The 23,808-nt window shown below is 53.8% G+C and carries 16 protein-coding genes; 15 read left to right on the forward strand and 1 reads right to left on the reverse strand.

From position 1 onward, the window contains the following. Positions 1-29: 29 nt before the first annotated feature. A complete protein-coding gene (gene nusA / locus IPI86_RS01845; protein ID WP_345296274.1) occupies positions 30-1,919 on the reverse strand; it encodes a transcription termination factor NusA in 1,890 nt (629 codons plus the stop codon). 324 nt (positions 1,920-2,243) lie between these two features. Here nusA and IPI86_RS01850 point away from each other — a divergent pair, with 324 nt between their 5' ends. The 15 genes from IPI86_RS01850 (at position 2,244) to IPI86_RS01920 (ending at position 23,787) form a co-directional block, all read left to right on the forward strand. Then, positions 2,244-3,629 carry a solute carrier family 23 protein gene (locus IPI86_RS01850; protein WP_345296275.1) on the forward strand — a complete coding sequence of 462 codons (1,386 nt, stop codon included), beginning with the start codon at positions 2,244-2,246 and terminating at the stop codon, positions 3,627-3,629. A 90-nt stretch (positions 3,630-3,719) separates the two neighbouring features. Continuing rightward, the gene (locus IPI86_RS01855) at positions 3,720-4,796 is read left to right on the forward strand and encodes an amidohydrolase family protein (protein ID WP_345296276.1); all 1,077 of its coding nucleotides are present in this window, start codon (positions 3,720-3,722) and stop codon (positions 4,794-4,796) included. Positions 4,797-5,211: 415 nt separating this feature from the next. Next, entirely contained in the window at positions 5,212-6,576 is a 1,365-nt protein-coding gene (locus IPI86_RS01860) for an S-layer homology domain-containing protein (protein ID WP_345296277.1), read from the forward strand. A 245-nt stretch (positions 6,577-6,821) separates the two neighbouring features. Next, positions 6,822-8,231 (forward strand): S-layer homology domain-containing protein, encoded by a 1,410-nt coding sequence (locus IPI86_RS01865; protein ID WP_345296278.1) that lies wholly within the window; start codon positions 6,822-6,824, stop codon positions 8,229-8,231. Positions 8,232-8,409: 178 nt separating this feature from the next. After that, positions 8,410-9,783 carry an S-layer homology domain-containing protein gene (locus IPI86_RS01870; RefSeq protein WP_345296279.1) on the forward strand — a complete coding sequence of 458 codons (1,374 nt, stop codon included), beginning with the start codon at positions 8,410-8,412 and terminating at the stop codon, positions 9,781-9,783. A 354-nt stretch (positions 9,784-10,137) separates the two neighbouring features. Beyond that, a complete protein-coding gene (locus tag IPI86_RS01875; protein ID WP_345296280.1) occupies positions 10,138-11,526 on the forward strand; it encodes an S-layer homology domain-containing protein in 1,389 nt (462 codons plus the stop codon). 168 nt (positions 11,527-11,694) lie between these two features. After that, a complete protein-coding gene (locus tag IPI86_RS01880; RefSeq protein WP_345296281.1) occupies positions 11,695-13,095 on the forward strand; it encodes an S-layer homology domain-containing protein in 1,401 nt (466 codons plus the stop codon). A gap of 188 nt (positions 13,096-13,283) precedes the next feature. Further along, the gene (locus IPI86_RS01885; RefSeq protein WP_345296282.1) at positions 13,284-14,669 is read left to right on the forward strand and encodes an S-layer homology domain-containing protein; all 1,386 of its coding nucleotides are present in this window, start codon (positions 13,284-13,286) and stop codon (positions 14,667-14,669) included. Between the two features lie 220 nt (positions 14,670-14,889). Next, entirely contained in the window at positions 14,890-15,753 is an 864-nt protein-coding gene (locus IPI86_RS01890) for a hypothetical protein (protein ID WP_345296283.1), read from the forward strand. Further along, positions 15,672-16,310: an S-layer homology domain-containing protein gene (locus IPI86_RS01895; protein ID WP_345296284.1), complete on the forward strand. Its 639-nt coding sequence runs from the start codon at positions 15,672-15,674 to the stop codon at positions 16,308-16,310. The genes IPI86_RS01890 and IPI86_RS01895 overlap by 82 nt, the downstream gene beginning before the upstream one ends. Positions 16,311-16,487: 177 nt before the next feature. After that, positions 16,488-17,885 (forward strand): S-layer homology domain-containing protein, encoded by a 1,398-nt coding sequence (locus IPI86_RS01900; protein ID WP_345296285.1) that lies wholly within the window; start codon positions 16,488-16,490, stop codon positions 17,883-17,885. A gap of 176 nt (positions 17,886-18,061) precedes the next feature. Next, a complete protein-coding gene (locus tag IPI86_RS01905; protein ID WP_345296286.1) occupies positions 18,062-19,453 on the forward strand; it encodes an S-layer homology domain-containing protein in 1,392 nt (463 codons plus the stop codon). A gap of 587 nt (positions 19,454-20,040) precedes the next feature. Beyond that, a complete protein-coding gene (locus IPI86_RS01910; protein ID WP_345296287.1) occupies positions 20,041-20,301 on the forward strand; it encodes a stage V sporulation protein S in 261 nt (86 codons plus the stop codon). Between the two features lie 170 nt (positions 20,302-20,471). Next, entirely contained in the window at positions 20,472-21,386 is a 915-nt protein-coding gene (locus IPI86_RS01915; protein ID WP_345296288.1) for a DUF11 domain-containing protein, read from the forward strand. 169 nt (positions 21,387-21,555) lie between these two features. Next, on the forward strand, positions 21,556-23,787 hold the full coding sequence (locus tag IPI86_RS01920) for a lamin tail domain-containing protein (RefSeq protein WP_345296289.1): 2,232 nt from the start codon (positions 21,556-21,558) through the stop codon (positions 23,785-23,787). Positions 23,788-23,808 lie beyond the last annotated feature (21 nt).

Raw genomic sequence — 23,808 nt, forward strand, 5'->3', positions numbered from 1 at the left:
CTCCCTCATAAAAAAGAGGGAGGAACCATTTATTCCCAGTCACCTTCGACTTCGCCGCCGCGCTTGTGAATCTTGCGGCCGACGACAGTGCCCAGGCCTTCATCGAATTCCAATTCAACAGCCTTCTTCTTGCCCTTCTTGCCCTTCTTCTTGTCGCCGCTGGCGTCTTCCTCTGCGGGGCGTGTACCTTGGAAGATTTCAGGCTTCATCTTGAATAATTCATCCAGCGAGACGCCATCTTTCGCGTGCTCTTCATCTTCTTCGACAACCTTCTTCGCGTCTTTCTTCCCTTCGGCCTGCTTCTTCGTAGCCGGTAATTCCTCCGCTGCAACCGGCTCAACAGGAGCAGTTTCAACAGCAACAGGTTCCACGACGGCGACAGGAACTTCTTCAACCTTCACAGGCTCGGGTTCAGGTTCGGGGAATGTAAGTACGGCAAGTGATTCTTCAACGTTCTGCATGGCCTTTGAACCAATGCCCGGCAATCCAAGGACTTTGTTGGGTTCGGTCTTGAGCACGAACATCAATTGACCGACGGTTTCAAACCCGGCTTCAGTGAGGATGTTAAAGATATGTTCCTTCATGCCAGCCTGCTCGAGTGGCATTTGGAATGCAGAAGCTGGGATATCCGCGCGTGCAGCGACAGTGCGTTCCTCTTCCACGCGTGCGGCTTCTTCTTTGATCTGGATCGTACGACGTTCCACACGGTCGATGAATTGACCCAGTGCGGTGTATTCTTCCGGTGTGATCGCGCGGCCTTCGGCCTTCTTGGCCAGGACTTCCTGCATTTGCGGAATGGCTTCCACAGCGGCGGGGAGCATGGCGGCAAGTTCCGCGTTGTTCTGTAATTTATCGAGCGTATCTCCGGCAGCTTCGGTCAGTGACTTGATGTCGATGCGCCAACCGGTCAATTTTGCGGCGAGACGGGCATTCTGACCATCGCGGCCGATCGCAAGGCTCAACTGATCTTCACCAACGACCACAGTGGCTGTGCGGGCGCCCTCGGTATCCACAAGATAAACGCCGTTCACACGCGCCGGGCTGATGGCTTTCGAAATATAAGTAATGGGGTCTTGATCCCATTGGATGATGTCGATCTTTTCGTCGTGCAATTCCTTGACGATGGCTTGGATACGCACACCCTTGATACCCACACAAGCGCCGACCGGGTCAATGCCGGGTTGTGTGGCTGAAACAGCCACCTTCGCACGCGCACCTGGTTCACGCGCAATCGCGCGGATCTCAACAATGCCGTGATAGATTTCGGGAACTTCATTCTCAAGTAAGCGACGCAGGAAGTTACGATGTGCGCGGGAGAGGATGATCTGCGGTCCGCGTGTGCCATCTTTAACTTCCATGACAACTGCGCGAATGCGATCATGCAATTTGAGTCTCTCACCGGGGATCTTCTGGTTATTCGGCAGGATACCTTCAGCCTTCATATCGAGACCGACCGTTGCGCTCTGCGCATTGCTGGCCTGAACGAGACCTGAAACGATTTCGCCAACCTGGCGTTCGAAGTACTGCATTTGATTGGAACGTTCCGCTTCACGGATACGCTGCTGGATCACCTGACGCGCAGTTTGCGCGGCAACACGGCCGAAATCTGCCGGGGTGGTTTCAACCAAAACCATGTCGCCAACCTGGACGTCTGGTTTTACTTTTTGAGCCTCACCCAACAATACCTCGGTACGTGCGTCCACGATCGAATCTTCGACCACTTCCTTCTCGGCGTATACAGTCACTTCACCGGTATCAGCGTCGAGTTTGGCTTCCACATGCTGCGCGGTGGATGCACTCACAGCGCGGCGATACGCGGAAACCATTGCCGATTCGATTGCGGAAACAACCACATCCTTGGCAAGTTGTTTTTCTTCCAGCACTTCATTGAAAGCCAATGCAAATTCGTTTTTAGCCATGCTACCTACTCCGTTAACTCCTGTTCCATACAAGCAGAAAAGTGGGGGTAACCCACTTTTCGATGTCGTCTCTATTGGGTTTTCCGTCCGCGCGAGATTTTAGCATAGAGACATGGAAGGCGCAAGGTACCGGACGAAAGAGAATCTCATCCTTGACATCACCACAATTCTGCGTAAAATACCGCTCAACATGTACACACCCACCCGAAGCAAAAAACCACACCAACACTTTTTCGGAATGGCCGTGTTTATACTTTTTGTGAAGTAGAGAGTCGCTTTTAGCGGCTCTCTTTTTTTATATCCACACAGCCCAAAGGAGAGAATATGTCCGCAGAAACAAAACCCGCCATCATCGGCTTCCTGCCCGATGACACCCCGCCCGTCGGTGCAATGCTCAGTCTTGGCTTTCAGCAATTCCTTACGATGTTTCCCGCCACTGTATTGGTCGCCATTCTGACCAAGTTCGATGTGGGGATCACATTGCTTGCCTCGGGTCTTGGAACCATCATTGCCCTGCTGGTTTCAAAGCGCAAGATCCCGATGTACTACGGCTCATCATTCTCATACATCGCGGTCATCATCACGGTCATGAATAAATTCGCACCCGATTGTTATAACTCCACAGCTACATATTGTCCGGAAGGAGTGAAGATCGTTCAGGTGGGTATCATTCTGACAGCCGTATTCGAAATTCTCATCGGACTGCTCATCATGCGGATTGGAAAAGCCGCACTCGACCGCGTACTTCCTCCCATTGTCACTGGCTCGATGGCGATGGTGATCGGTATTGCCCTCGCCAATGCCGCCTTGGGAAATGCCGGCAATTGGGCCGCCCCTGAATTGGCAGCCACCACCTGGACAGTCGCTTTCATTACAATGATCGCAACCGTTCTTTTCTCTGTGTATCTGCAAGGCAAGGGCTTGATCGGCATGCTTCCAATTTTATTCGGTGCGGTCTTCGGCTATCTCGTTTCCATTCCCTTTGGATTGGTTCACTTCGAGAATGTAGCCAGCGCCAGTTGGTTTGAATTACCAAAATTCACCTTGCCAGCCTTCGACAACCCCGAAGCCTGGGGCATGGCGCTTAGCATTGCGCTCATCTTCATTGCAACAGTGCCCGAATCCACGGCGCATCTTTATCAGATGAGTTTATATATCGATGAACTCGCAGCAGAGATGAAACGCAAGCCCTATAACATCAAGGAACTCATCGGCCTTAACCTTGTCGCAGATGGTTCAGACGATATTATTGTCGGCATGCTTGGCGGATGCGCCGGTACGAATTACGGCGAAAACAATTCCCTTATGGCGATCACACGCAATTACTCCACCGCCGTATTAATGACTGCAGGTGCCATGGCCATGGTATTTGGCTTCTTCGGCAAACTGGTGGCGCTGGTCAACACCATGCCCGCGGCTGTGGTCGGCGGGTTAAGCATCTACCTGTTCGGAGTCATCGGCATGCAGGGCGTGGCACTTATCCAATCGGAAAAAGTCAACCTGTTCGATCCGAAACAATTGGCAGTTGGTGCCATTATCTTGATCTGCGGCATCGGCGGCAATTTGGCCCTGCCCAACGGTGTGTTCCCGTTCAACATACCTTTCCTATTCCCAAATGGCATTCCTGCCATCGTTTTCGCCGCCATCCTCGGCATCTTAATCAACTCGATCTTCCTGATCTTCAAAACCCCACCCGTTCGCGGTGACTAAAAAGCAGGGGATTGGGAACGGACTCCGCTCCCAATCCCCTTTTAGCTCGCTTCTTTCTTAACCTGATATCTGATACTGGAACCCTGACACATGATCCAACTCCCCGGCCTGATTGACCCGCATGTTCACCTGCGCGAACCCGGCGCAACTCACAAGGAAGATTTCGACTCGGGCACATCCGCCGCACTGGCAGGCGGCGTGACCATCGTGCTTGCCATGCCAAATACCAAGCCGCCCATCTTCGATGCGGATACGCTCGACCTTGCGTTGAATGCCGCAAAGCAAAAGGCGCGCTGTGATTACGGTCAATACGTCGGCGCTGGGCCTGATAACTCGGACTGGACCAGCCACAAGGCGGAGTCTGATCGTGCGGCGGGTTTGAAAATGTATCTCGATTCGACATTCGGCGAATTGCGTCTCGATGATATGACTCTCTGGAGTCCGCATTTTGCGAATTGGCCGAAGGATTTGCCCATCGTTGCGCACTCGGAAAGCCGCAGCATGGCCGCCGCCATTTTGTTCGCTGCGATCCATGACCGCCCTGTGCACATTGCGCATATTTCATTAAAAGAGGAAGTTCTGCTCATTAGGGCCGCCAAGGAACGCGGAATCAAAGTGACCTGCGAAGTCTGCCCGCATCACCTGTTCCTCTCGAAGGATGATATTCCCGCCATTTCGCATGGGCATCCCGGCCGCGGCGAAGTGCGTCCGCGCCTCGCTACGAAGGAAGATGTGGATGCCCTGTGGAAAAACATGGATGTGATTGACTGTTTCGCCACCGACCATGCCCCGCATACCATTTCTGAAAAGGATTCGGACAATCCGCCGCCTGGTTTTCCCGGACTTGAGACCTTCCTTCCTTTAATACTCACCGCTGTACAGGATGGACGCCTGACGATGGACGATGTCATTGCAAAGATGCATACCAACACAAAACGCATCTTCAAACTGCCCGAACAGCCCGAAACCTGGGTAGAGGTAGATGAGAACGCCCAATATGAAATCAAGGCGTCCGAGCAGTTTACCCGCTGTAATTGGACTCCTTTTGAAGGTTGGAAGGTGAGGGGTCGTGTCCGCAAGGTGGTGCTGCGCGGTAAAACGGCATTTGAAGACGGGAAAATTTTGGCTGAGCTGGGTTACGGGAAAAACATTCGTTTTTTCAACTGACCGATATCTCCGCCAAGCTTTATAGTTCAATTGCTTTTCAATAAGATGCATTTGAGCGGACCTATTCACGGGTCCGCTCATCCTTTTTATGCGAGTACGCATAAATTTGAAGGACATCTCCAGATTCAAATTTATGCCTTCATTATTTTAAACACGATAAAAAACATCTCATTTCAAGTTTGTTAATTTTCCCCCGTCTCTTTTTTCAATCTCATACGTTAATTTAATAAATACAGTATCGTTTAAAAAGAACACTACATTTCACGGGTGTGAAATCAAATTCATGTAACATGGAGGTGCATTGGGGCGGGTAATCGTCATGTAATGTTGGGACCGTACGTATCTGTTTTTTTCAAATCAAAATAGGAGACTTATTTAAATGAGCAAGAAACTTTTTACCCTTTTGCTGGTGGCTATGTTCGCCCTAGCCCAATTCAGCGCGGCCTCCGCTGTTGCGGTGGCTGGCGATGCCTCTATCACCAATATTCCCACCTTCGCCAACGCCGTGAGCGTGGACGTTGACTGGGCCGTCACCGGTATGGCCGCCGGCACCAAGAACGTTCTCATCTGGAGCCGCATCCAGAACGCTGTTCCTGTAGCCTATTCCAACTGCACTTTGATCGCCACGATCATCGGCACCAGCGATGCCAGCGGAACCTTCACCTACACCCTGCCCGCCACCGTGAACGGCGATGTGGTCGAGTTCATCGTCACTGTGGATGACGACGTCTGCGGCGGCGGCACCGAGTACATTCCTGTGGCCGGCGACGACCCCATGGGCGACACGACCGTGGACACCTTCGGACCCGTCTTCTGGAAGTTCAATCCCCCGACGAAAGCAGTGACCGCCTTCGATGCCACTCCCGTAGCCTGCAACACCTTCGAGATGTGGGCGCTCGGCACAGATCGTTGGTTATTGCCCTCCACCATCGGCTACTCCGGCATAGGCGATTGGAAGCCCTCGGTGACCGGCAGCTTCGCGGTGCCCGCTCCCATCGGCCCGGCTGAAGACCTGTTCTCCTGGCCCTTCGCCCTGCCCGCCACCGCTTCCGGCGCATGGACCTTCTCCGTCTATCCCGAAGATATGGCTGGCAATCAGAGTGGAGGAGGCCCCTACTACTTCCGCAATGCCTATGGCATTCAGGCCGGCGAAACGGATGACTGCACCGACTTCCCGGATGTGGGCGGCCACGAATATGAACTGTACGTGCGCTACCTCGCCACCCTCGGCTTGGTCAGCGGCTTTGCCGATGGCACCTTCGGCCCCGACAACACCCTCACTCGCGCCGAAGCCGCCACCCTCATTGAGATCTCCAACGGCTACGATGAGACCACCCTGCCTGCCGCTCCAACTGCGGCCTGCACCTTCACCGATGTTGCAGCCACCGATTGGTTTGCCGGCTGGGTCTGGCAGGCTTGCGCGGACGGCTACATGAACGGTATCGGCGGCGGGTTGTTCGACCCGAACAACCTTCTCACCCGCGGCCAGATCGTCACCATCCTCAACAATGTGGCCGATGCCTCCCCGCTTTTCTACGGCGGTTTCATTGGCACCGGAAGCGTTGTTGCTGTCGCTTGGGGCTCTCCCGCTCCGTACCCGCTTCGCACTGCCGCCTGGACGGACGTTTCCATCGGCGCTTACTACGCTACTCCTGTGGTGCAAGCCTATGGCTGGGGTGTGGCCGAAGGCACGAGTGCAACCACCTTCTCGCCGGACCAACCCGTCACCCGCGGCGAATTCGCCTCCATGCTCTACCGCGCTTTGAGCCGCATCGGCTAACCTTTCCCTGCAAGTCGTTTCGTTTGAGCGGATCCTTTCACGGGTCCGCTCATTCTTTTTATTCATCTTCCATGGTGTTCCCATATAGGACACTTGTACCATCTGAAATTGACCTTTCCCATTACCTTTATCCCACTCGCATTAATTGACTCATCCTGCATCCCTCCATAAAATGGATAAAGTTCAGACAATCATTTTTTGAAAGACTGAATCATCCATTTTTTATTTTATACAAGGAGAAAGAAATGAACAAAAAGGTATTTATCGTTTTATTACTGGTGGTCTTCATGCTCGCGCAATTCAGCATGGCGTCTGCCGCCGCTGTTAGTGGAGATGCATCCATTACCAGTATCCCTGCTTTTCTGCCGCTCAAACAAAATCTCGATGTGGAATGGGCTGTAAGTGGCATGCCCGCTGCAGGGACAAAATATCTGCTTATGTGGGGAAGAGAATATCCATCCGCAACCTATGATGTCGCAGATTGCAAGCAGGTTGAGATGCTTACGGGTCTCACCGATGCAAGTGGCGCATTCGCCTATGATTTCATTGGAACCAACATCGTTTTCTCAATGAGCGATGGTGATGTCTTTGAATTCACCCTCACCGTAGACACCGACACCTGCGCAGGCGCTCCAGTCCTCCCTGCAGGTAACTCTGTCATGGGTACTGTTACTATTGATAATCAGACACCGGCTGTTTGGGGAGGCAACCCGCCATCCCTTTCAGCGGCCAACGTTATGGATCATACGGTAGCCTGTAACACTTTCGAATACTGGGCTGTTGCCTCTGACCGCTATGGGCTTGGCGCGGATGAAACCTATTCTGGCCTCGTTTCATGGGGAGAGACTATCAACGGCACATTTGCCCCGACTCCGCCAATTGGCAAGGCCCAGGATACGCTTTCATGGGTATATACCTTCCCTTCTACTGCCAGTGGCCAATGGACGTTTTACATTCATCCGAAAGACGGCGCCAACAACAGCGGCCTGATACCAAAGATCTACCGCCTCACACTCCCCATCGAACCGCAGGAATTGGAAGACTGTGCCACATTCAGTGATGTCAGCGGTCATGCGGATGAAGTGTACATCCGCTACCTCGCGACCCTTGGCCTGATCAACGGCTTCGCCGATGGAACCTTCGGCCCCGATGCCACCCTTACCCGCGCCGAAGCCGCCACCCTCTTTGAAATTTCCAACGGTTACGACACAACCTCTCTGCCTGCATCCGCCCCGGCAGGCTGTGAATTCACCGACGTTGCCGCTTCCGATTGGTTCGCTGGTTGGGTCTGGCAGGCCTGCGCTGACGGTTTCATGAACGGCGTGGGCGGCGGTCTCTTCGACCCCAATAACCTCCTCACCCGTGGACAGGTCGTCACCATCATGAACAATGTCGCCAACACAACTCCCTCCGGCGGCTACCTGAATACAAACAGCATAGTGAACAACCTTTGGAATCACTTCATCATAAAGCCGATCCTCACCGCCTCATTTACTGATGTCGCTGTCGGCGCATACTATGCCGAACCCGTGATTCAGGCCTACGGTTGGGGTGTTGCAGACGCAACATCTGATACTACCTTCTCACCCGATCAACCTGTCACCCGCGGCGAATTCGCCAAGATGCTTTATCGTGCCTTAAGCCGCGTCGGATAATTATTTCCCGCAAAATTCAATTCCTTTTGGGCGGGCCCGTGACGGGTCCGCCCATTTTCGTCCCCACCAATTTCAAAATTGTCCGTCTTCGCCAGTCTCTTTTTGACATCTCAAACGTTATAATGATATAGGGTTTATATAATTACCCTCATTCAAATTTCACTAAGGAGTAGTAATAATGAAGAAAGTAAGTACCGTTTTGCTTTTGGCTGTGTTCGTGCTGGCTCAATTCAGCATGGCTTCCGCCGCCGCCGTCGCTGGCGATGCCTCCATCACCAGCCTCCAGTCCTTCACAGACTGGAACAATGTTGATGTCGAATGGGCCGTCAGTGGCATGGCCGCCGGAACCAAGAACGTCCTCCTCTGGGCGCGCGAATATCCTGCCGCCGCATATGTTGCAGCCGATTGCCAGCCCATCGCCGTCATCAACGGCACGAGCGATGCCAATGGCACCTTCGGTTATGATTTCACTACCTCAACACTTGCGTTAGCCAACGGCGACCAGGTGGAATTCGCGATCACCGTGGACGGCAATACCTGTGCCACAGCCGACCTCCCCGCCGCCGACTCCGTCATGGGCACAACCTATATTGACAGCCAGTCGCCTACAGTACTCCGCCAGGGCCCGCCTTCTTTATCAGGTCTTGCCCCTGACCAGCAGCCCGTCGCTTGCAACACCTTTGAATACTGGGCGCTTGCTTCAGACAAGTATGGCTTCCTGCCTGGAACCCCATATTCTGGTTTTAGCGAATGGCACCCACAGGTAACCGGCACCTTCGCAGCACCAGCCCCCATCGGACCGGATACTTCGGAACTCTCCTGGGTTAGCACACTTCCCGCCACTGCCAGCGGCAACTGGTCATACTCCATTCAGCCGGATGATATGGCTGGCAACCAATGGGGGGTCCAGCTCTATTTCCGCAACACTTTGGCAATCGACCCTGCCGAGTTGGTTGACTGTGAAACCTTCAGCGATGTAAGCGGCCATGAAGATGAAGTTTATGTGCGTTACCTTGCCACCCTTGGCCTGATCAGCGGCTTCGCTGATGGCACCTTCGGCCCCGACAATACCCTCACCCGCGCTGAAGCCTCCACCCTCATCGAAATTTCCAATGGCTACGATGAGACCACTCTCCCCACTGCAGCGCCTGCTGGCTGTGACTTCACCGATGTCTCTGCCTCCGACTGGTTCGCTGGCTGGGTCTGGCAGGCTTGTGCCGACGGTTACATGAACGGTGTTGGCGGCGGTCTCTTCGACCCCAATAACCTGCTCACCCGTGGTCAGATCGTGACCATCCTCAACAACGTGTATGAAACCGGCGCAACCGGCGGCTATTTGAACACTACGAATACCATCGCCATTCTCGGCTCTCCAGTTGTTCGAGAAGCCGCCTGGACGGATGTATCCGTTGGTGCCTATTATGCAACACCGGTTATAAGAACCTATGGTTTAGGTATTGCCGATGGCACCAGCGCAACTACCTTCTCCCCCGATCAGGCCGCCACTCGCGGTGAATTCGCCAAGATGCTCTATCGCGCCCTCAGCCGATAAGCAGCCTGTATCAAATACAAATCAATAACTTTGGAGCGTACTCATAATGGGTACGCTCCTTCTTCTTTAAACTTTCATCATCAGTTGTTTTTTGGTCAGCCGATGGCACCACTGACACCACCTTCTCCCCCGAACAGCCCGCAACGCGCGCTGAGTTCGCCAAGACGCTCTATCGCATACTCAGCATTGACTAAAATATTTCGACTCTTTTTTCCCGATGGAACTAAAGTAAGGGAACGTTAATGACCAATTTCCTATTATAAAGATTGACCTACTCTCATGAATCCATACAATAAGACCATTCAGAAAGATTCCTGAATAATTATCGATCATTTTATACAAGGAGAAAAAGCTATGAATAAGAAAATCTTCACCTTTTTATTGTTGGCAGTTTTCATGTTGGCACAATTCAGCATGGCATCCGCCGCCACTGTCGCTGGGGATGCTTCCATCACCGCCATTCCCACCTTTGCGCAGGCAACTGGGATTGACGTGGATTGGGCGGTCAGCGGCATGGCCGCAGGCACCAAGAACGTGCTCATGTGGGCACGTGAATTCCCTGCCGCCGCCTACTCGATGACCGAGTGTCAACTTGTTGCCACCATCAATGGCACCAGTGACGCCAACGGTACTTATTTTTATGATTTTGCCGCCACGGCTCTGGCGTTGGGCAACGGCGATGTGGCTGAATTCACCATCACCGTGGATAGCGATAACTGTGCCGGCGCACCCACCCTGCCCGCCGCAGACTCTGTCATGGGATCAACAACCGTCGACACCGCTTTCCCAACTCTCGCGATCTTGAATCCACCATCCCTTTCAGGAGCAATATTCATCTCCCAACCCGTTGCTTGCAACACCTTCGAAATGTGGGGAGTTGCTTCAGACCACTATGGTTTCCCTTCTACCGTAGGCTATTCCGGTTTCGGTGATTGGAACCCACAGGTAACCGGCACCTTCGCCCCCCCCGCGCCGATCACTGCAGGAGAAAGCCTGCTCTCTTGGGTGAACACCTTCCCAGCCACAGCCAGCGGCCCATGGACGTTTAGCGTCCAGCCTGAAGATTCCGCAGGAAATATGAGCCCGTCCTGGGGATATCGTGTCTCTTTGGTAATTGACCCCACAGAGCTGGAAGACTGTGCCACCTTTACAGATACCAGCGGCCATGCGGATGAAACATACATCCGTTACTTGGCTGACCTCGACTTGATCAGCGGCTTCGCCGATGGAACCTTCGGCCCTGATACCACTCTCACCCGCGCTGAAGCCGCCACCCTCTTCGAAATCTCCAATGGCTACGACGTTGCATCTCTGCCCACCTCCGCACCCGCAGGTTGCGAATTCACCGATGTCGCCGCCTCCGACTGGTTTGCTGGCTGGGTTTGGCAGGCTTGTGATGATGGTTATATGAACGGTGTGGGCGGCGGTCTCTTCGATCCGAACAACCTGCTCACCCGCGGTCAGATCGTCACCATCATGAACAATGTCGGCCTTGCAGGCCCCAGTGGCGGCTATTTGAATACGGCGAACGTCATCAACACCTTATGGTTCTTCCCCACACCTTTCCGCACTGCCGCATGGACCGACGTCTCCATTGGCGCATTCTACGCGGAGCCTGTTGTGCGCGCTTATGGTTCCGGTGTAGCCGATGGCACCAGCGACACCACCTTCTCACCTGACCAGCCGGTCACCCGCGGCGAGTTTGCCAAGATGCTCTACCGCGCCCTCAGCCGCTACGTGTAATCCCAAACAAAAATAACTTTCGGGCAGACTCATAATGAGTCTGCCCTTTTTATTTTCCATTTGAAAATAGATTGACGCAACCATCAGAAATCCATACAATACGAACATTCAGGCTGTCATCGTCTGAACACAATAATTCCGGATGACATACTTTATCAAGGAGAGAAAATGAATAAAAAAATATTTACTATTTTATTGCTATCGGTTTTCATGCTGGCTCAATTCGGCATGGCATCTGCTGTTGCGGTAACCGGTGATGCCTCCATCACTGGCTTGCCCGATTTTTCCACCACCGCCAGTGTGGATGTGGAGTGGGCCGCCAGCGGCATGGCCGCAGGCACCAAGAACATCCTCCTTTGGGCAAGAGAATATGCTGATCCCGCCAACGCCTACATGGTCGGAGATTGCCAACTCGTCGCCACCATCAACGGCACCAGCGACGCCTCCGGCACATTCACTTATGACTATACACTTTCAACACTGGCTCTGATCGATGGTGATTCTGTCGAGTTCACCGTCACTGTAGACGATTCGCTGTGCGCTGCAGCCGCCATCCCCGCCATCGATTCCGTCATGGGCACCACCTATATTGATGCTTTTGCTCCTGTCTACGTTCAGGGATATCCACCCTCCCAATCACTCCTTATGCCGGATTCTTATACCTACGCCTGTAACACCTTCGAATTCTGGGCAGTTGCCACAGATGGTGCCGGGTTTACCCCGGTTTATTCCGGCTTCCACGCCTGGAACACCTTTATCACCGGCACCTTCGCCCCGCCTGCACCCATCGGCCCCGGCGATGCTCTGCTTTCCTGGGAATACACCTTCCCCTCCACAGCCACCGGTGTGTGGACCTTTGGCGTGGAACCGGAAGATAAAAGCGGCAATATCGACAAGAAGGATTACTTCCGCGACGCCGTAGCCATTGCTCCGGAAGAATTGGAAGAATGCGCCAACTTCACCGATATCAGCGGCCATGCGGATGAGACCTACGTCCGCTACCTGGCGACCCTTGGCCTGATCAGCGGCTTCGCCGATGGAAGCTTCGGCCCCGATACCACCCTCACCCGCGCAGAAGCCGCCACCCTCCTCGAAACTTCCAATGGGTATGATGAGACCATGCTCCCCGCCTCCGCTCCGGCTGGTTGTGAATTCACCGACGTCACTGCTTCCGACTGGTTCGCCGGCTGGGTCTGGCAAGCCTGCTCGGACGGAATCATGAACGGTGTTGGCGGCGGACTCTTCGACCCCAATAACCTGCTCACCCGTGGACAGATCGTTACCATCTTCAATAATGTCTCTGAGACCTTCTTCGCGAACCCTCTTCTGTTCGGTGGATACATCAACACTTTCAATCCGGTCACCTTCCTGTACAGCCTGCCGTTCACCTATCGCCAATCTGCATGGACCGATGTTTCCATCGGCGCATACTATGCCGAGCCGGTTGTGAAGGCCTACGGTTGGGGCATTGCAGAAGGTACCAGTGAAACAACCTTCTCCCCCGATCAACCTGCCACCCGCGGCGAGTTCGCCAAGATGCTCTACCGCGCCATCAGCCGTATTGACTAATTCCATTTCCAAAAATTACTTTCCTTTGGGCGGACCCTTTCACAGGTCCGCCCTTTACGTTCTAAAGCCATCCCCAATTTCCGAAATTGGTGCACTTTACCCGTCTCTTTTTCGCTTCTCGTACGTTTTAATAACAAAGGGTTTATTCAAATCCCCTAATCCCTCATCATAATTAAGGAGTAGTATAAATGAAGAAGATCTTCACCGTTTTGTTGTTGGCTGTCTTCATGCTGGCTCAGTTCAGCATGGCTTCCGCTGCCACTGTGGCTGGCGACGCCGCCATCACCGCCATCCCCGATTTCAGCCGCGCCGCAGGTGTGGACGTGGATTGGGCCGCCACTGGCATGGCCGCTGGCACCAAGAACATCCTCATGTGGTCGCGCGAGTATCCCGCTGCCGCCTATGCCATGAGCGAATGCCAGCTCGTCGCCACCATCAACGGCACCAGCGACGCCTCCGGCACTTTCACCTATGACTTCACCACTACCGCGCTGGCCCTTGCCAACGGCGATCAGGTCGAGTTCACCATCACCGTGGATACCGATGATTGCGCCGGCGCACCCACCACCCCAGCCGCCGACTCCGTCATGGGTACCTCCTACGTTGACATAAACCCCGTGAATGGAATCAAAGCGAATCCCCCTTCCACATCCGGCGTTCCTTCAGCACTGGATACGGCTTCTTGCAACACCTTTGAATACTGGTCTCTTGTGGCTGATGATTACTTCCTGCCCGCTGGCACCGTGTATTCCGGCTTTGATAAGTGGGTTACACATGTGACCGGCACCTTTGCCCCGCCCGCTCCTGAGGGCCCCACCAGCAACCTACTCTCCTGGAAGTTCACCTTCCCTGCCACCGCCTCAGGCACCTGGTCCGCGAGCGCTACAGCCTACGATATGGCTGGAAACCCAATCAACGCAACATTCCGCGCAGCTGTAAATGTCATTCCCGCGGAATTGGCTGATTGTGCCGATTTCACCGATACTGCCGGTCATGAGAACGAAGTCTACGTCCGCTATCTCGCCGACCTCGGCCTGATCAGTGGCTTCGCCGATGGCTCTTTCGGCCCCGACAACACCCTCACCCGCGCCGAAGCCGCCACCCTCTTCGAGATCTCCAATGGCTACGATGAGACCTTGCTCCCCACCTCCGCTCCTGCTGGCTGTGACTTCACCGATGTGGCCGCCTCCGACTGGTTCGCTGGCTGGGTCTGGCAGGCCTGTGATGACGGCTTCATGAACGGTGTCGGCGGCGGTCTCTTCGACCCCAATAACCTGCTCACCCGTGGACAGATCGTCACCATCATGAACAATGTCGCCAATACAGCGCCCAGTGGTGGCTTCCTGAATACAGGAAATATTATGAACTTCTACTGGGGTTTTGGCTCTCCATTCCCCGTTCGTGAAGCCGCATGGACCGATGTTGCCGTTGGCGCGTACTACGCCACCCCGGTCATCGAAGCCTATGGTTTGGGCATTGCCGATGGCACCTCCGAGACCACCTTCTCACCCGATATGCCCGTCACCCGCGGTGAATTCGCCAAGATGCTCTATCGCGCTTTGAGCATTCCTTAACGAATACACGTACAAGTTGTTTTTCGGGCGGGCCCATTCACGGGTCCGCCCTTTTTCGTTAATATGATCACTGTGTCTATAAACCAGAGTAGGGGGGTGTTTAAATGACCTATTTCCTATTACAAGCATTGACTGAATCTCTGTACATATTTAGAATACAAATATTCGGATGATAATACTCCGAAAACATGTCAATCATTTTTTATTAAAGGAGAAACAAATGAAGAAAATCTTTACCGTTTTGTTGTTGGCTGTCTTCATGCTGGCTCAATTCAGCATAGCCTCCGCCGTTGCCGTAACCGGCGACGCCTCCATCACCGCCATCCCCGATTTTTCGAGTGGCACTGATGTAGACCTCGATTGGGCCGCGACCGGCATGGCCGCTGGCACCAAGAACATCCTGGTTTGGGGTCGTGAATATGCAGCAGTTCCCGTTGCCTACGACTGGAATGACTGCCAGCTCATCGCCACCATCATTGGCACCAGCGATGCGAGCGGCACCTTCACCTACGACTTCACCACCACCGCCAACCTTGCTGCGTTGAGCAATGGTGACCAGGTTGAATTCACCCTCAGCGTGGATGACCAGACCTGCGCCACCGCCGACGTCCCCGCCATCGACTCCGTCATGGGTGTCAACTATGTAGACACACTTGATCCTCAGTACTACCAGGGCAACCCGCCTTCTGATACCGGCGTCGCTCCCGAACTCGATATTGCCGCATGTAATACCTTCGAATACTGGGCGCTTGGCCTTGACGGCGGCCCATTGTTACCCGGAATCGCTTATTCCGGCTTTGGCACTTGGAATCCCCAGGTGACCGGTACCTTCGCACCTCCCGCTCCGCTTGGACCCGATACCTCCCTGCTCTCCTGGACCTTCAACTTCCCTGCCACCGCCTCCGGTGTCTGGACCGCCACCGTCTGGCCTGAAGATATGGCCGGAAATCAGGCGCTGCAGCCGAATATTTCCGCAATGCTGTTGCTGTGGACCCCGCCGAGTTGGAAGACTGTGCCGATTTCACCGATGTGGCCGGTCACGCTGATGAGACGTACATCCGCTACCTCGCCGACCTCGGCCTGATCAGCGGCTTCGCCGATGGCACCTTCGGCCCCGACAACACCCTCACCCGCGCTGAAGCCTCCACCCTCATCGAAATCTCCAACGGCTACGATGACACCATGCTTCCCACCTCCGCTCCCGCTGGCTGTGACTTCACCGACGTCTCCGCCTCCGACTGGTTCGCTGGCTGGGTCTGGCAGGCTTGCGATGACGGTCTCATGAACGGCGTGGGCGGCGGTCTCTTCGACCCCAACAACCTGCTCACCCGTGGTCAGGTCGCCACCATCCTCAATAACATCTTCCCGGCCTATGTAGCCGATCCGGCCGCTTTTGGCGGGTTCATTGTTACAGGCCAGCCCAACGCGATCTTAGCGCTTTACCCAGGCCCCATTTACGGGTATCGCCAGGCCGCATGGACCGACGTTAGCGTTGGCGCATACTACGCCATCCCGGTGCAGAAGGCCTATGGCTGGGGTATTGCCGAAGGTACCAGTGACACCACCTTCTCCCCCGATCAGGCTGCGACCCGCGGCGAATTCGCCAAGATGCTCTATCGCGCTTTGAGCGTCCTTCATTAAGTTTTTCCTGCAAGAACAATTCTTTTGGGCGGACCCTTTCACGGGTCCGCCCTTTTTCGTTCCCACCAATTTCAAAATTGCCCGTTCTTGCCCGTCTCTTTTTCGCTTCTTATCCGTTTTAATAACAAAGGGTTTGTACAGATTACCCTAACCTCACATATTATCAAGGAGAACTAAATGAAGAAGCTCTTCACTGTTTTGTTGTTGGCAGTCTTCATGCTGGCCCAGTTCAGCATGGCTTCCGCCGCTACCGTCGCGGGGGATGCCTCCATCACTGCCATTCCCGATTTCAGCCGCGCCGTTGGCGTGGATGTGGATTGGGCTGCGACCGGTATGGCCGCTGGCACCAAGAACATCCTCATCTGGTCGCGCGAATACCCCGCCGCTGCCTATGCCATGAGCGAGTGCCAACTCGTCGCCACCATCAACGGCACCAGCGACGCCTCTGGCACCTTCACCTATGACTTCACTGCCACCGCTCTGGCTATCGCCAATGGCGACCAGATCGAATTCACCATCACCGTGGATACCGATGACTGCGCTGGCGCTCCCACCACACCCGCCACCGACTCCGTTATGGGCACTTCCTATGTAGATACAGGATACGTGAATGGAATCAAGGGCAATCCCCCCTCCACAGCCGCCGCTGCTGGAGCGCTGGATACGGTTTCTTGCAACACCTTCGAATATTGGGCGCTTGGAGCAGATGATTTCGGCCTACCCGCCGGGACCCCGTATTCCGGCTTCGATCAATGGAACCTTTCCACCACCGGCACCTTTGCACCGCCTGCCCCAATCGGCGCAACCAGCGACTTGCTCTCCTGGAAGTTCACTTTCCCACCCACCGCCACTGGCCCATGGACCGTTTATTTTACGGTAAGCGATAAGGCCGGAAATGTGACCCCCCCAGCGGTTCCTTTCCGCAACGCCGTACCAGTAATCCCCGCGGAATTGGCGGCCTGCGACGATTTCACCGATACCGCCGGTCATGAGAACGAAGTCTACGTCCGCTACCTCGCCGACCTCGGCCTGATCAGCGGCTTTGCGGATGGCTCCTTCGGCCCCGACAACACCCTCACCCGCGCCGAAGCCGCCACCCTCTTCGAGATCTCCAATGGCTACGATGAGACCTTGCTCCCCACCTCCGCTCCTGCTGGCTGTGACTTCACCGATGTCTCTGCCTCCGACTGGTTCGCTGGCTGGGTCTGGCAGGCTTGTGATGACGGCTTCATGAACGGCGTTGGCGGCGGTCTCTTTGACCCCAACAACCTGCTCACCCGCGGTCAGATCGTCACCATCATGGGCAATGTAGCCAATGCTTCCCCCTTGCTGTACGGCGGCTTCATTAATACCGTCAACATTATGACCGCCTACTGGGGATTTGGTTTTCCATTCCCCATTCGTGAGGCCGCATGGACCGATGTGCCCGTTGGCGCGTACTACGCCACCCCGGTCATCGAAGCCTATGGTTTGGGCATTGCCGATGGCACTTCCGATACCACCTTCTCGCCCGACCAGCCCGTCACCCGCGGCGAGTTCGCCAAGATGCTCTACCGCGCGCTCAGCAGGCAGTAAAAATATACATGTAAATTGATTTTCGGGCGGACCCTTTCACGGGTCCGCCCATTTTTGTTTCCACCAATTTCAAAAATTGACTGCATTTACCCGTCTCTTTTTCGCTTCTCATACGTTTTAATAACATAGGGCCTGTACAGATCACCCTAATCTCATACCTCGTCAAGGAGAAATATATGAAGAAGATTTTCACTGTTTTGCTTTTGGCTGTCTTCGTGCTGGCGCAATTCAGCATGGCTTCCGCCGCCACAGTGGCAGGTGATGCTTCCATCACTGCCATCCCAGATTTTTCATCCGGCGCCAATGTAGATGTGGACTGGGCCGCCACCGGCATGGCCGCTGGCACCAAGAACATCCTCATGTGGGCACGCGAAGTCCCCGCCGCTGCCTATGCCATGAGCGAGTGCCAACTCGTCGCCACCATCAACGGCACCAGCGATGCCTCTGGCACCTTCACCTATGACTTCACTGCCACCGCCCTGGCCCTTGCCAATGGCGATCAGGTCGAGTTCACCATCACCGTGGATACCGATGATTGTGCTGGTGCTCCCACCACACCCGCCGCCGATTCTGTGATGGGCGCCAACTATGTAGATACCTTCCCAATGAACGGTATTATGGGTTCCCCCCCATCCCTGCTCGTCGCCGGCCGCGGCCTCCGTATTTTGGAATGTAATACCACCGAGTACTGGTCCTTGTTATCTGATGAATTCTTGCTGTTCCCTGGAACGGCCTACTCCGGCTTTGGCGCGTGGAATCTTTCCACCACTGGAACCTTTGCCCCGCCCGCACCGATCGGCCCGGATAATGAATTACTCTCCTGGGTGATCACCCTGCCCGCCACAGCCAGCGGTCCGTGGACCTATTCCATGGAGCCTGAAGATGCGGCTGGAAACTTAACACTGCTTGATTACTGGCGCGATCACCTTGCCATTGACCCCTCTGAATTAGTGGATTGTGCTGATTTCTCTGATGTTGCCGGTCATGAGAATGAAGTCTACGTCCGCTACCTCGCCGACCTCGAGTTGATCAGCGGCTTCGCCGATGGTTCCTTCGGCCCCGATACCACTCTCACCCGCGCCGAAGCTGCCACACTCTTCGAAATCTCCAATGGCTACGATGACACCATGCTCCCGACCTCGGCTCCCGCTGGCTGTGACTTCACCGATGTGGCTGCCTCCGACTGGTTCGCTGGCTGGGTCTGGCAGGCTTGTGATGACGGTTTCATGAACGGCGTGGGCGGCGGTCTCTTTGACCCGAACAACCTGCTCACCCGCGGTCAGATCGTCACCATCATGGGCAATGTGGTCAATGCTGGCGCTACAGGCGGCTACTTGAACACCGTCACCGTGATCAACTCTTATTGGAATAGCCCTATTTACAGCAGTGTTCGCAATGCAGCCTTCTCTGATGTTTCCATTGGTGCTTTTTATGCCGATTCTGTCATCCGCGCATACGGCATGGGTGTGGCCGACGCCACTAGTGACACCACCTTCTCGCCCGACCAGCCTGTGACCCGCGGCGAATTTGCCAAGATGCTTTATCGCGCTCTCAGCCGCTCCTTCTAGTTTTTCAAGAAAATTACACGAATTTCAGGGCTGACTCTTTTGAGTCAGCCCTCTTTTTTGGAGTGCGGACTGAATTCTCCATATTGCTATCCGAAATACCCAATCTGATGCCCACATTTAGGGGTGATTGTTTAGACAACATTTTCAACAAGCCAAAAAAACTGTGGATAACTGCCGTAAAACTGTGGAGAACTCCCCCTGCCTGTGGACAAGGTGCCCCTTTCTGCCGGATGGGGATTGAAAACTTAAAAAACGGCACCCCCATATATGGGGGGTGTTTTTGGGTTTTACCGAAATATGGAAAACTGGGATTAAGTACTTTTACGCAGTGTTTTTTTCGGGGAATCTATCCAGAATCTATCCACAGGTTGTGGATGCTTGAAAACAGGATCAAGCCCCAGATGCGGATGATTCGTTTTTGAGTCCAGCATATGCAGGGAGGCTTTGAATCTATCCACACTATCCACAGGCTCTACTACTATTACGATTCCATATAAATATCTATATATTACTTGAATCTGTTAAGTGAACCATGTACAATGCACAAGTAAGTCCGTTCCCTTCTTAGCCAACCTTGGGAGGTTGCCATGGATGTTATCAAAGTTTCTGCTCTCTCCCGTACCTCTGCAGTCGCCGGGGCGATCGCGGGCGTTGTCCGCGAACATAAACGGGCAGAAGTGCAAGCCATTGGAGCTGGCGCAGTGAACCAGGCCGTCAAGGCGTGGACATTGGCCACTGGATATCTCAAGCTCGATGGAATCGATGTTGTTTGCACGCCTGAATTCGTGGAAGTCAACATTGATGAAAAGGTTCGTACGGCTGTAAAATTTACAATCGAACCGCGTTAGTACAAACAGGTGACGGTCTCATGTAGCGAGGCTGTCACCTGTTTCATAGACAATAGAATGCAGGGTGGCGTATAATCTTCGTTGCGGATGGTTCGCTGCGCGTATCCTCATGTGACTTGTGCCTGGGTGCCCGCTTCAAGCTGAATCTCCCTTCGTTTTTTTCTGTGCTTATGCAAAACTCGATCCGTTTTTCGCGTGTGTTGTTTTTCATCACCCTGCTGATCAGTCTGCTGGCGTTCGTTTCCGCGCCTGCGATGCTCGGTGACTCGGCCAGCGCCGCGCCGTTGAAACAAGCTCCCGATGTGGATTTGTCTTTGACAATGAGCGTGAATGATGCAACACCGAACAAAGATCAGGATATTGTTTTCACAATTACAGTCAGCAATTCAGCGGGATCTGCTGTTGCTACAAATGTAACAGTTAATGCTGCTTTACCAGCGGGATTGGCATGGCAAACAGACGATGGCGGCGGGGCATACAATAATGGCACCGGTGTTTGGACAGTGGGGGTATTAGCGAATAATTCCAACGCTGTTTTGCATGTAACAGCAAAAAACACAACAACTTCGCCGAAAACTTATTCAGCTGCTGCTGTGTCAAATGTAGAAGCCGTTGTTAATTCTGGAAATGATAACGCCAGTGTGGGAATAACGACTATTGCGGATCTGAATTTGACAATAACTCCTATTTCCTCGGCCAGATTCCCAGGTGATAATGTAGTATTCACAATCAAAGTAACTAATGGTGGTCCGAATGTTGCAACAGGGGTAACTGTAATGGACGACCTTTCACTCACGGGGTTGACTTATGTAACGGATGACGGCGGGGGAACATATAATGATGGGACAGGAATTTGGATAATAGGGTCTTTGGCTAATGGAGACAGCGCTTCACTAAAAATTACAGCGCAGACCCCCCTCACAGGTGGTGTGTATACAAATTCAGCAGAAGTATGGACTTCTGCTGAACCTGATAATGACTCGACTCCAGGGAATGGTCCAACCCCTCCAACGCAAGAAGATGATTACGATACTAGTGTAATAACCGCTGAAAAAGCTGATTTAAATTATTACCAATACTGTTAGCAGTACAACCACCTACCAAATATGTACAATTTACAATTCCTGTAATCAATAACGGGCCTAGTGATGCAACCGGTGTAACGGTAAAAGATGTTTTACCTGCTGGTGTGGAATATATTTCACACAACCTTGGAACCTATAACAGCAGCTCAGGGATTTGGGCGATAGGTTTTTGGCAAATGGAAGTACAGCTACTTTAATAATCAACGCAAGAATTGCCTCGCCCGGTGCAAAGGTAAATATTGCCGAAGTATGGACGAGCGATCAATTTGATGACAATTCCACTCCGGGAAATGGCGTCGCTTCAGAAAACGATTATGATGCTGCACCTGCCACGCCTTTGGTAGCCGACTTAAGCCTGACCAAGACAGTTGACATAATTACTCCAACGGTCAGTGGTGACCCTGTAGAGTTTACGATCACCGTTACAAATAATGGCCCTGACACTGCGACAAATGTAACGGTACAAGACGTACTGCCTCCAGATTTGACTTATGTTACAGATGATGGCGGTGGAGTCCATAATAGCGGTACTGTAACTTGGACTGTGGGGTCTTTGACGCCTTCCGGTGCGGGTTCAAGTGCTATATTACATATCATAGCCACGTCGTCCAGTACAAATCCAATAGGTACAAACTATGCTGAAGTTTGGACCAGCGATCAGGTTGACCCCGACTCAACACCCGGCTTCGATGGCACAGTCAATAACGAAGACGATGACGACGGAACCCCGTACGCCGACCTAAGCCTTTCAAATGTAGTCAACAACCCAACGCCAAAATTAGGTGAGAATATTATTTTCACTGTCACGGTCGCCAATGCAGGTCCGCTGAACGCCACGGGTGTGGTCGTGAAAGACCTGTTGGATACGAATTTCTTTACATTTGTATCCAGTGTCCAAACCGGCGGAGGCGGGCCTGGTGCAACCCCATACAGTGCAGCTACAGGGCTTTGGGGCGTGGGAGACCTTGCCGGTAATGCGACTGCGAAATTAACCATCACAGCCACGGTGAAACAAACCGGTACATTGACGAACTTTGCAGAAGTATGGGATTCTGATCAATTTGATAAAGACTCAACCCCGGGCATTGGCACACCCACCATCATCGGCGAAGATGATGATGAGGCTGCCACAGTTACCCCTTCCGCTGGCATGGCGGTGGTCATCAGCGAAGTGGCCTGGTCTGGTACGACCACAGGCAGCACCGATGAGTGGATTGAGCTTTACAACCCCGGCACGGTCGAGATCGATATCACCGGCTGGAAATTAAAAGACGGCTCAGGGGAAGTCACATTGGCGGGCAAGATCGCCCCCGGTGCATTTTTCATTTTGGCCGACAACTCGGGCGTTTTTTCAACGGGCACCGAACCTGTCACGGTCAATCAAACCGATAGCGGTTTGGGCCTCACCAACGACGGCGAAATTCTGCAATTGGTGGACCTGTTGGGCAATGTGATCGACACCGCGAATAAAGATGATGGCAGCTGGCCTGCTGGCGATTCCGCTACATTTGCCAGCATGGAAAGAATCGTCACAGAAGTGGATAGCGATACCGCCTGGTACACGAATCAAGGCGTTGAACGCTATGGCTATGATGCTGGCAATAATCCGATCTGGGGCACGCCCGGCAAGAAGAATTCAACCCCGCCTGGGCCTACGGCCACCCCCACAGCCACTGGCACAGCCACGCCCATCACCCAAACCCCCACGCGCACACCTTCGCCGACCAAGACCGTCACGCCCACAAAGACCGTCACCCGCACGCCCACCTACGAACCCGTCGGGCGTCCCATCATCAACGAATTCCTGCAGCGCCCCGGCTACGATTGGAATCGCGATGGCCGCGTGGATGTGTACGACGAATTCATCGAGATCAAGAACATCGGCCCTGTCGATATCAACATCAAAGGCTGGAAGCTGGATGACGAAGCCGACTCAGGCTCGACCCCCTTCACCTTCCCCGACCTCGTCCTTGCGCCCGGTGACCGCGCCGTATTCTTCGGCAGCGAAACCCGCATCCTGCTCAGCGATGGCGGCGACACTGCGCGCCTGCTGAATCCCAGCAACAAAGTATTCGACGCCTACACCTATCCGCTTGCCAAGGTCAAAGATCGCTCCGTCTGCCGCATGCCCGATGGCAACGGCTCATGGTACGAAGACTGCATCCCGACCCCCAACCTCACCAATTCACGCGAAGGCTCGGTCCCGTCCATGCCGGGCGGCATGGATTCTGAATCCGTGTTTTGCGACCTGCCCGATACCCTGCCCGCCGATTTCCTTTTTGCAGAATGCCGCGGCTTCGGTTCCAACATCTGGGATACCTTCCTCTGGGATCAATTCGGCTGGCTGAGCAACCTGATCTTCCAGCCAGGCATGAGCAAGTGGGAAGTCATCCTTGAATAAAAAACATCCGCCCTGATCGCA

Source organism: Candidatus Villigracilis affinis, from assembly GCF_016705895.1.
In the GTDB taxonomy this organism is placed as follows: Bacteria; Chloroflexota; Anaerolineae; order Anaerolineales; family Villigracilaceae; genus Villigracilis; species Villigracilis affinis.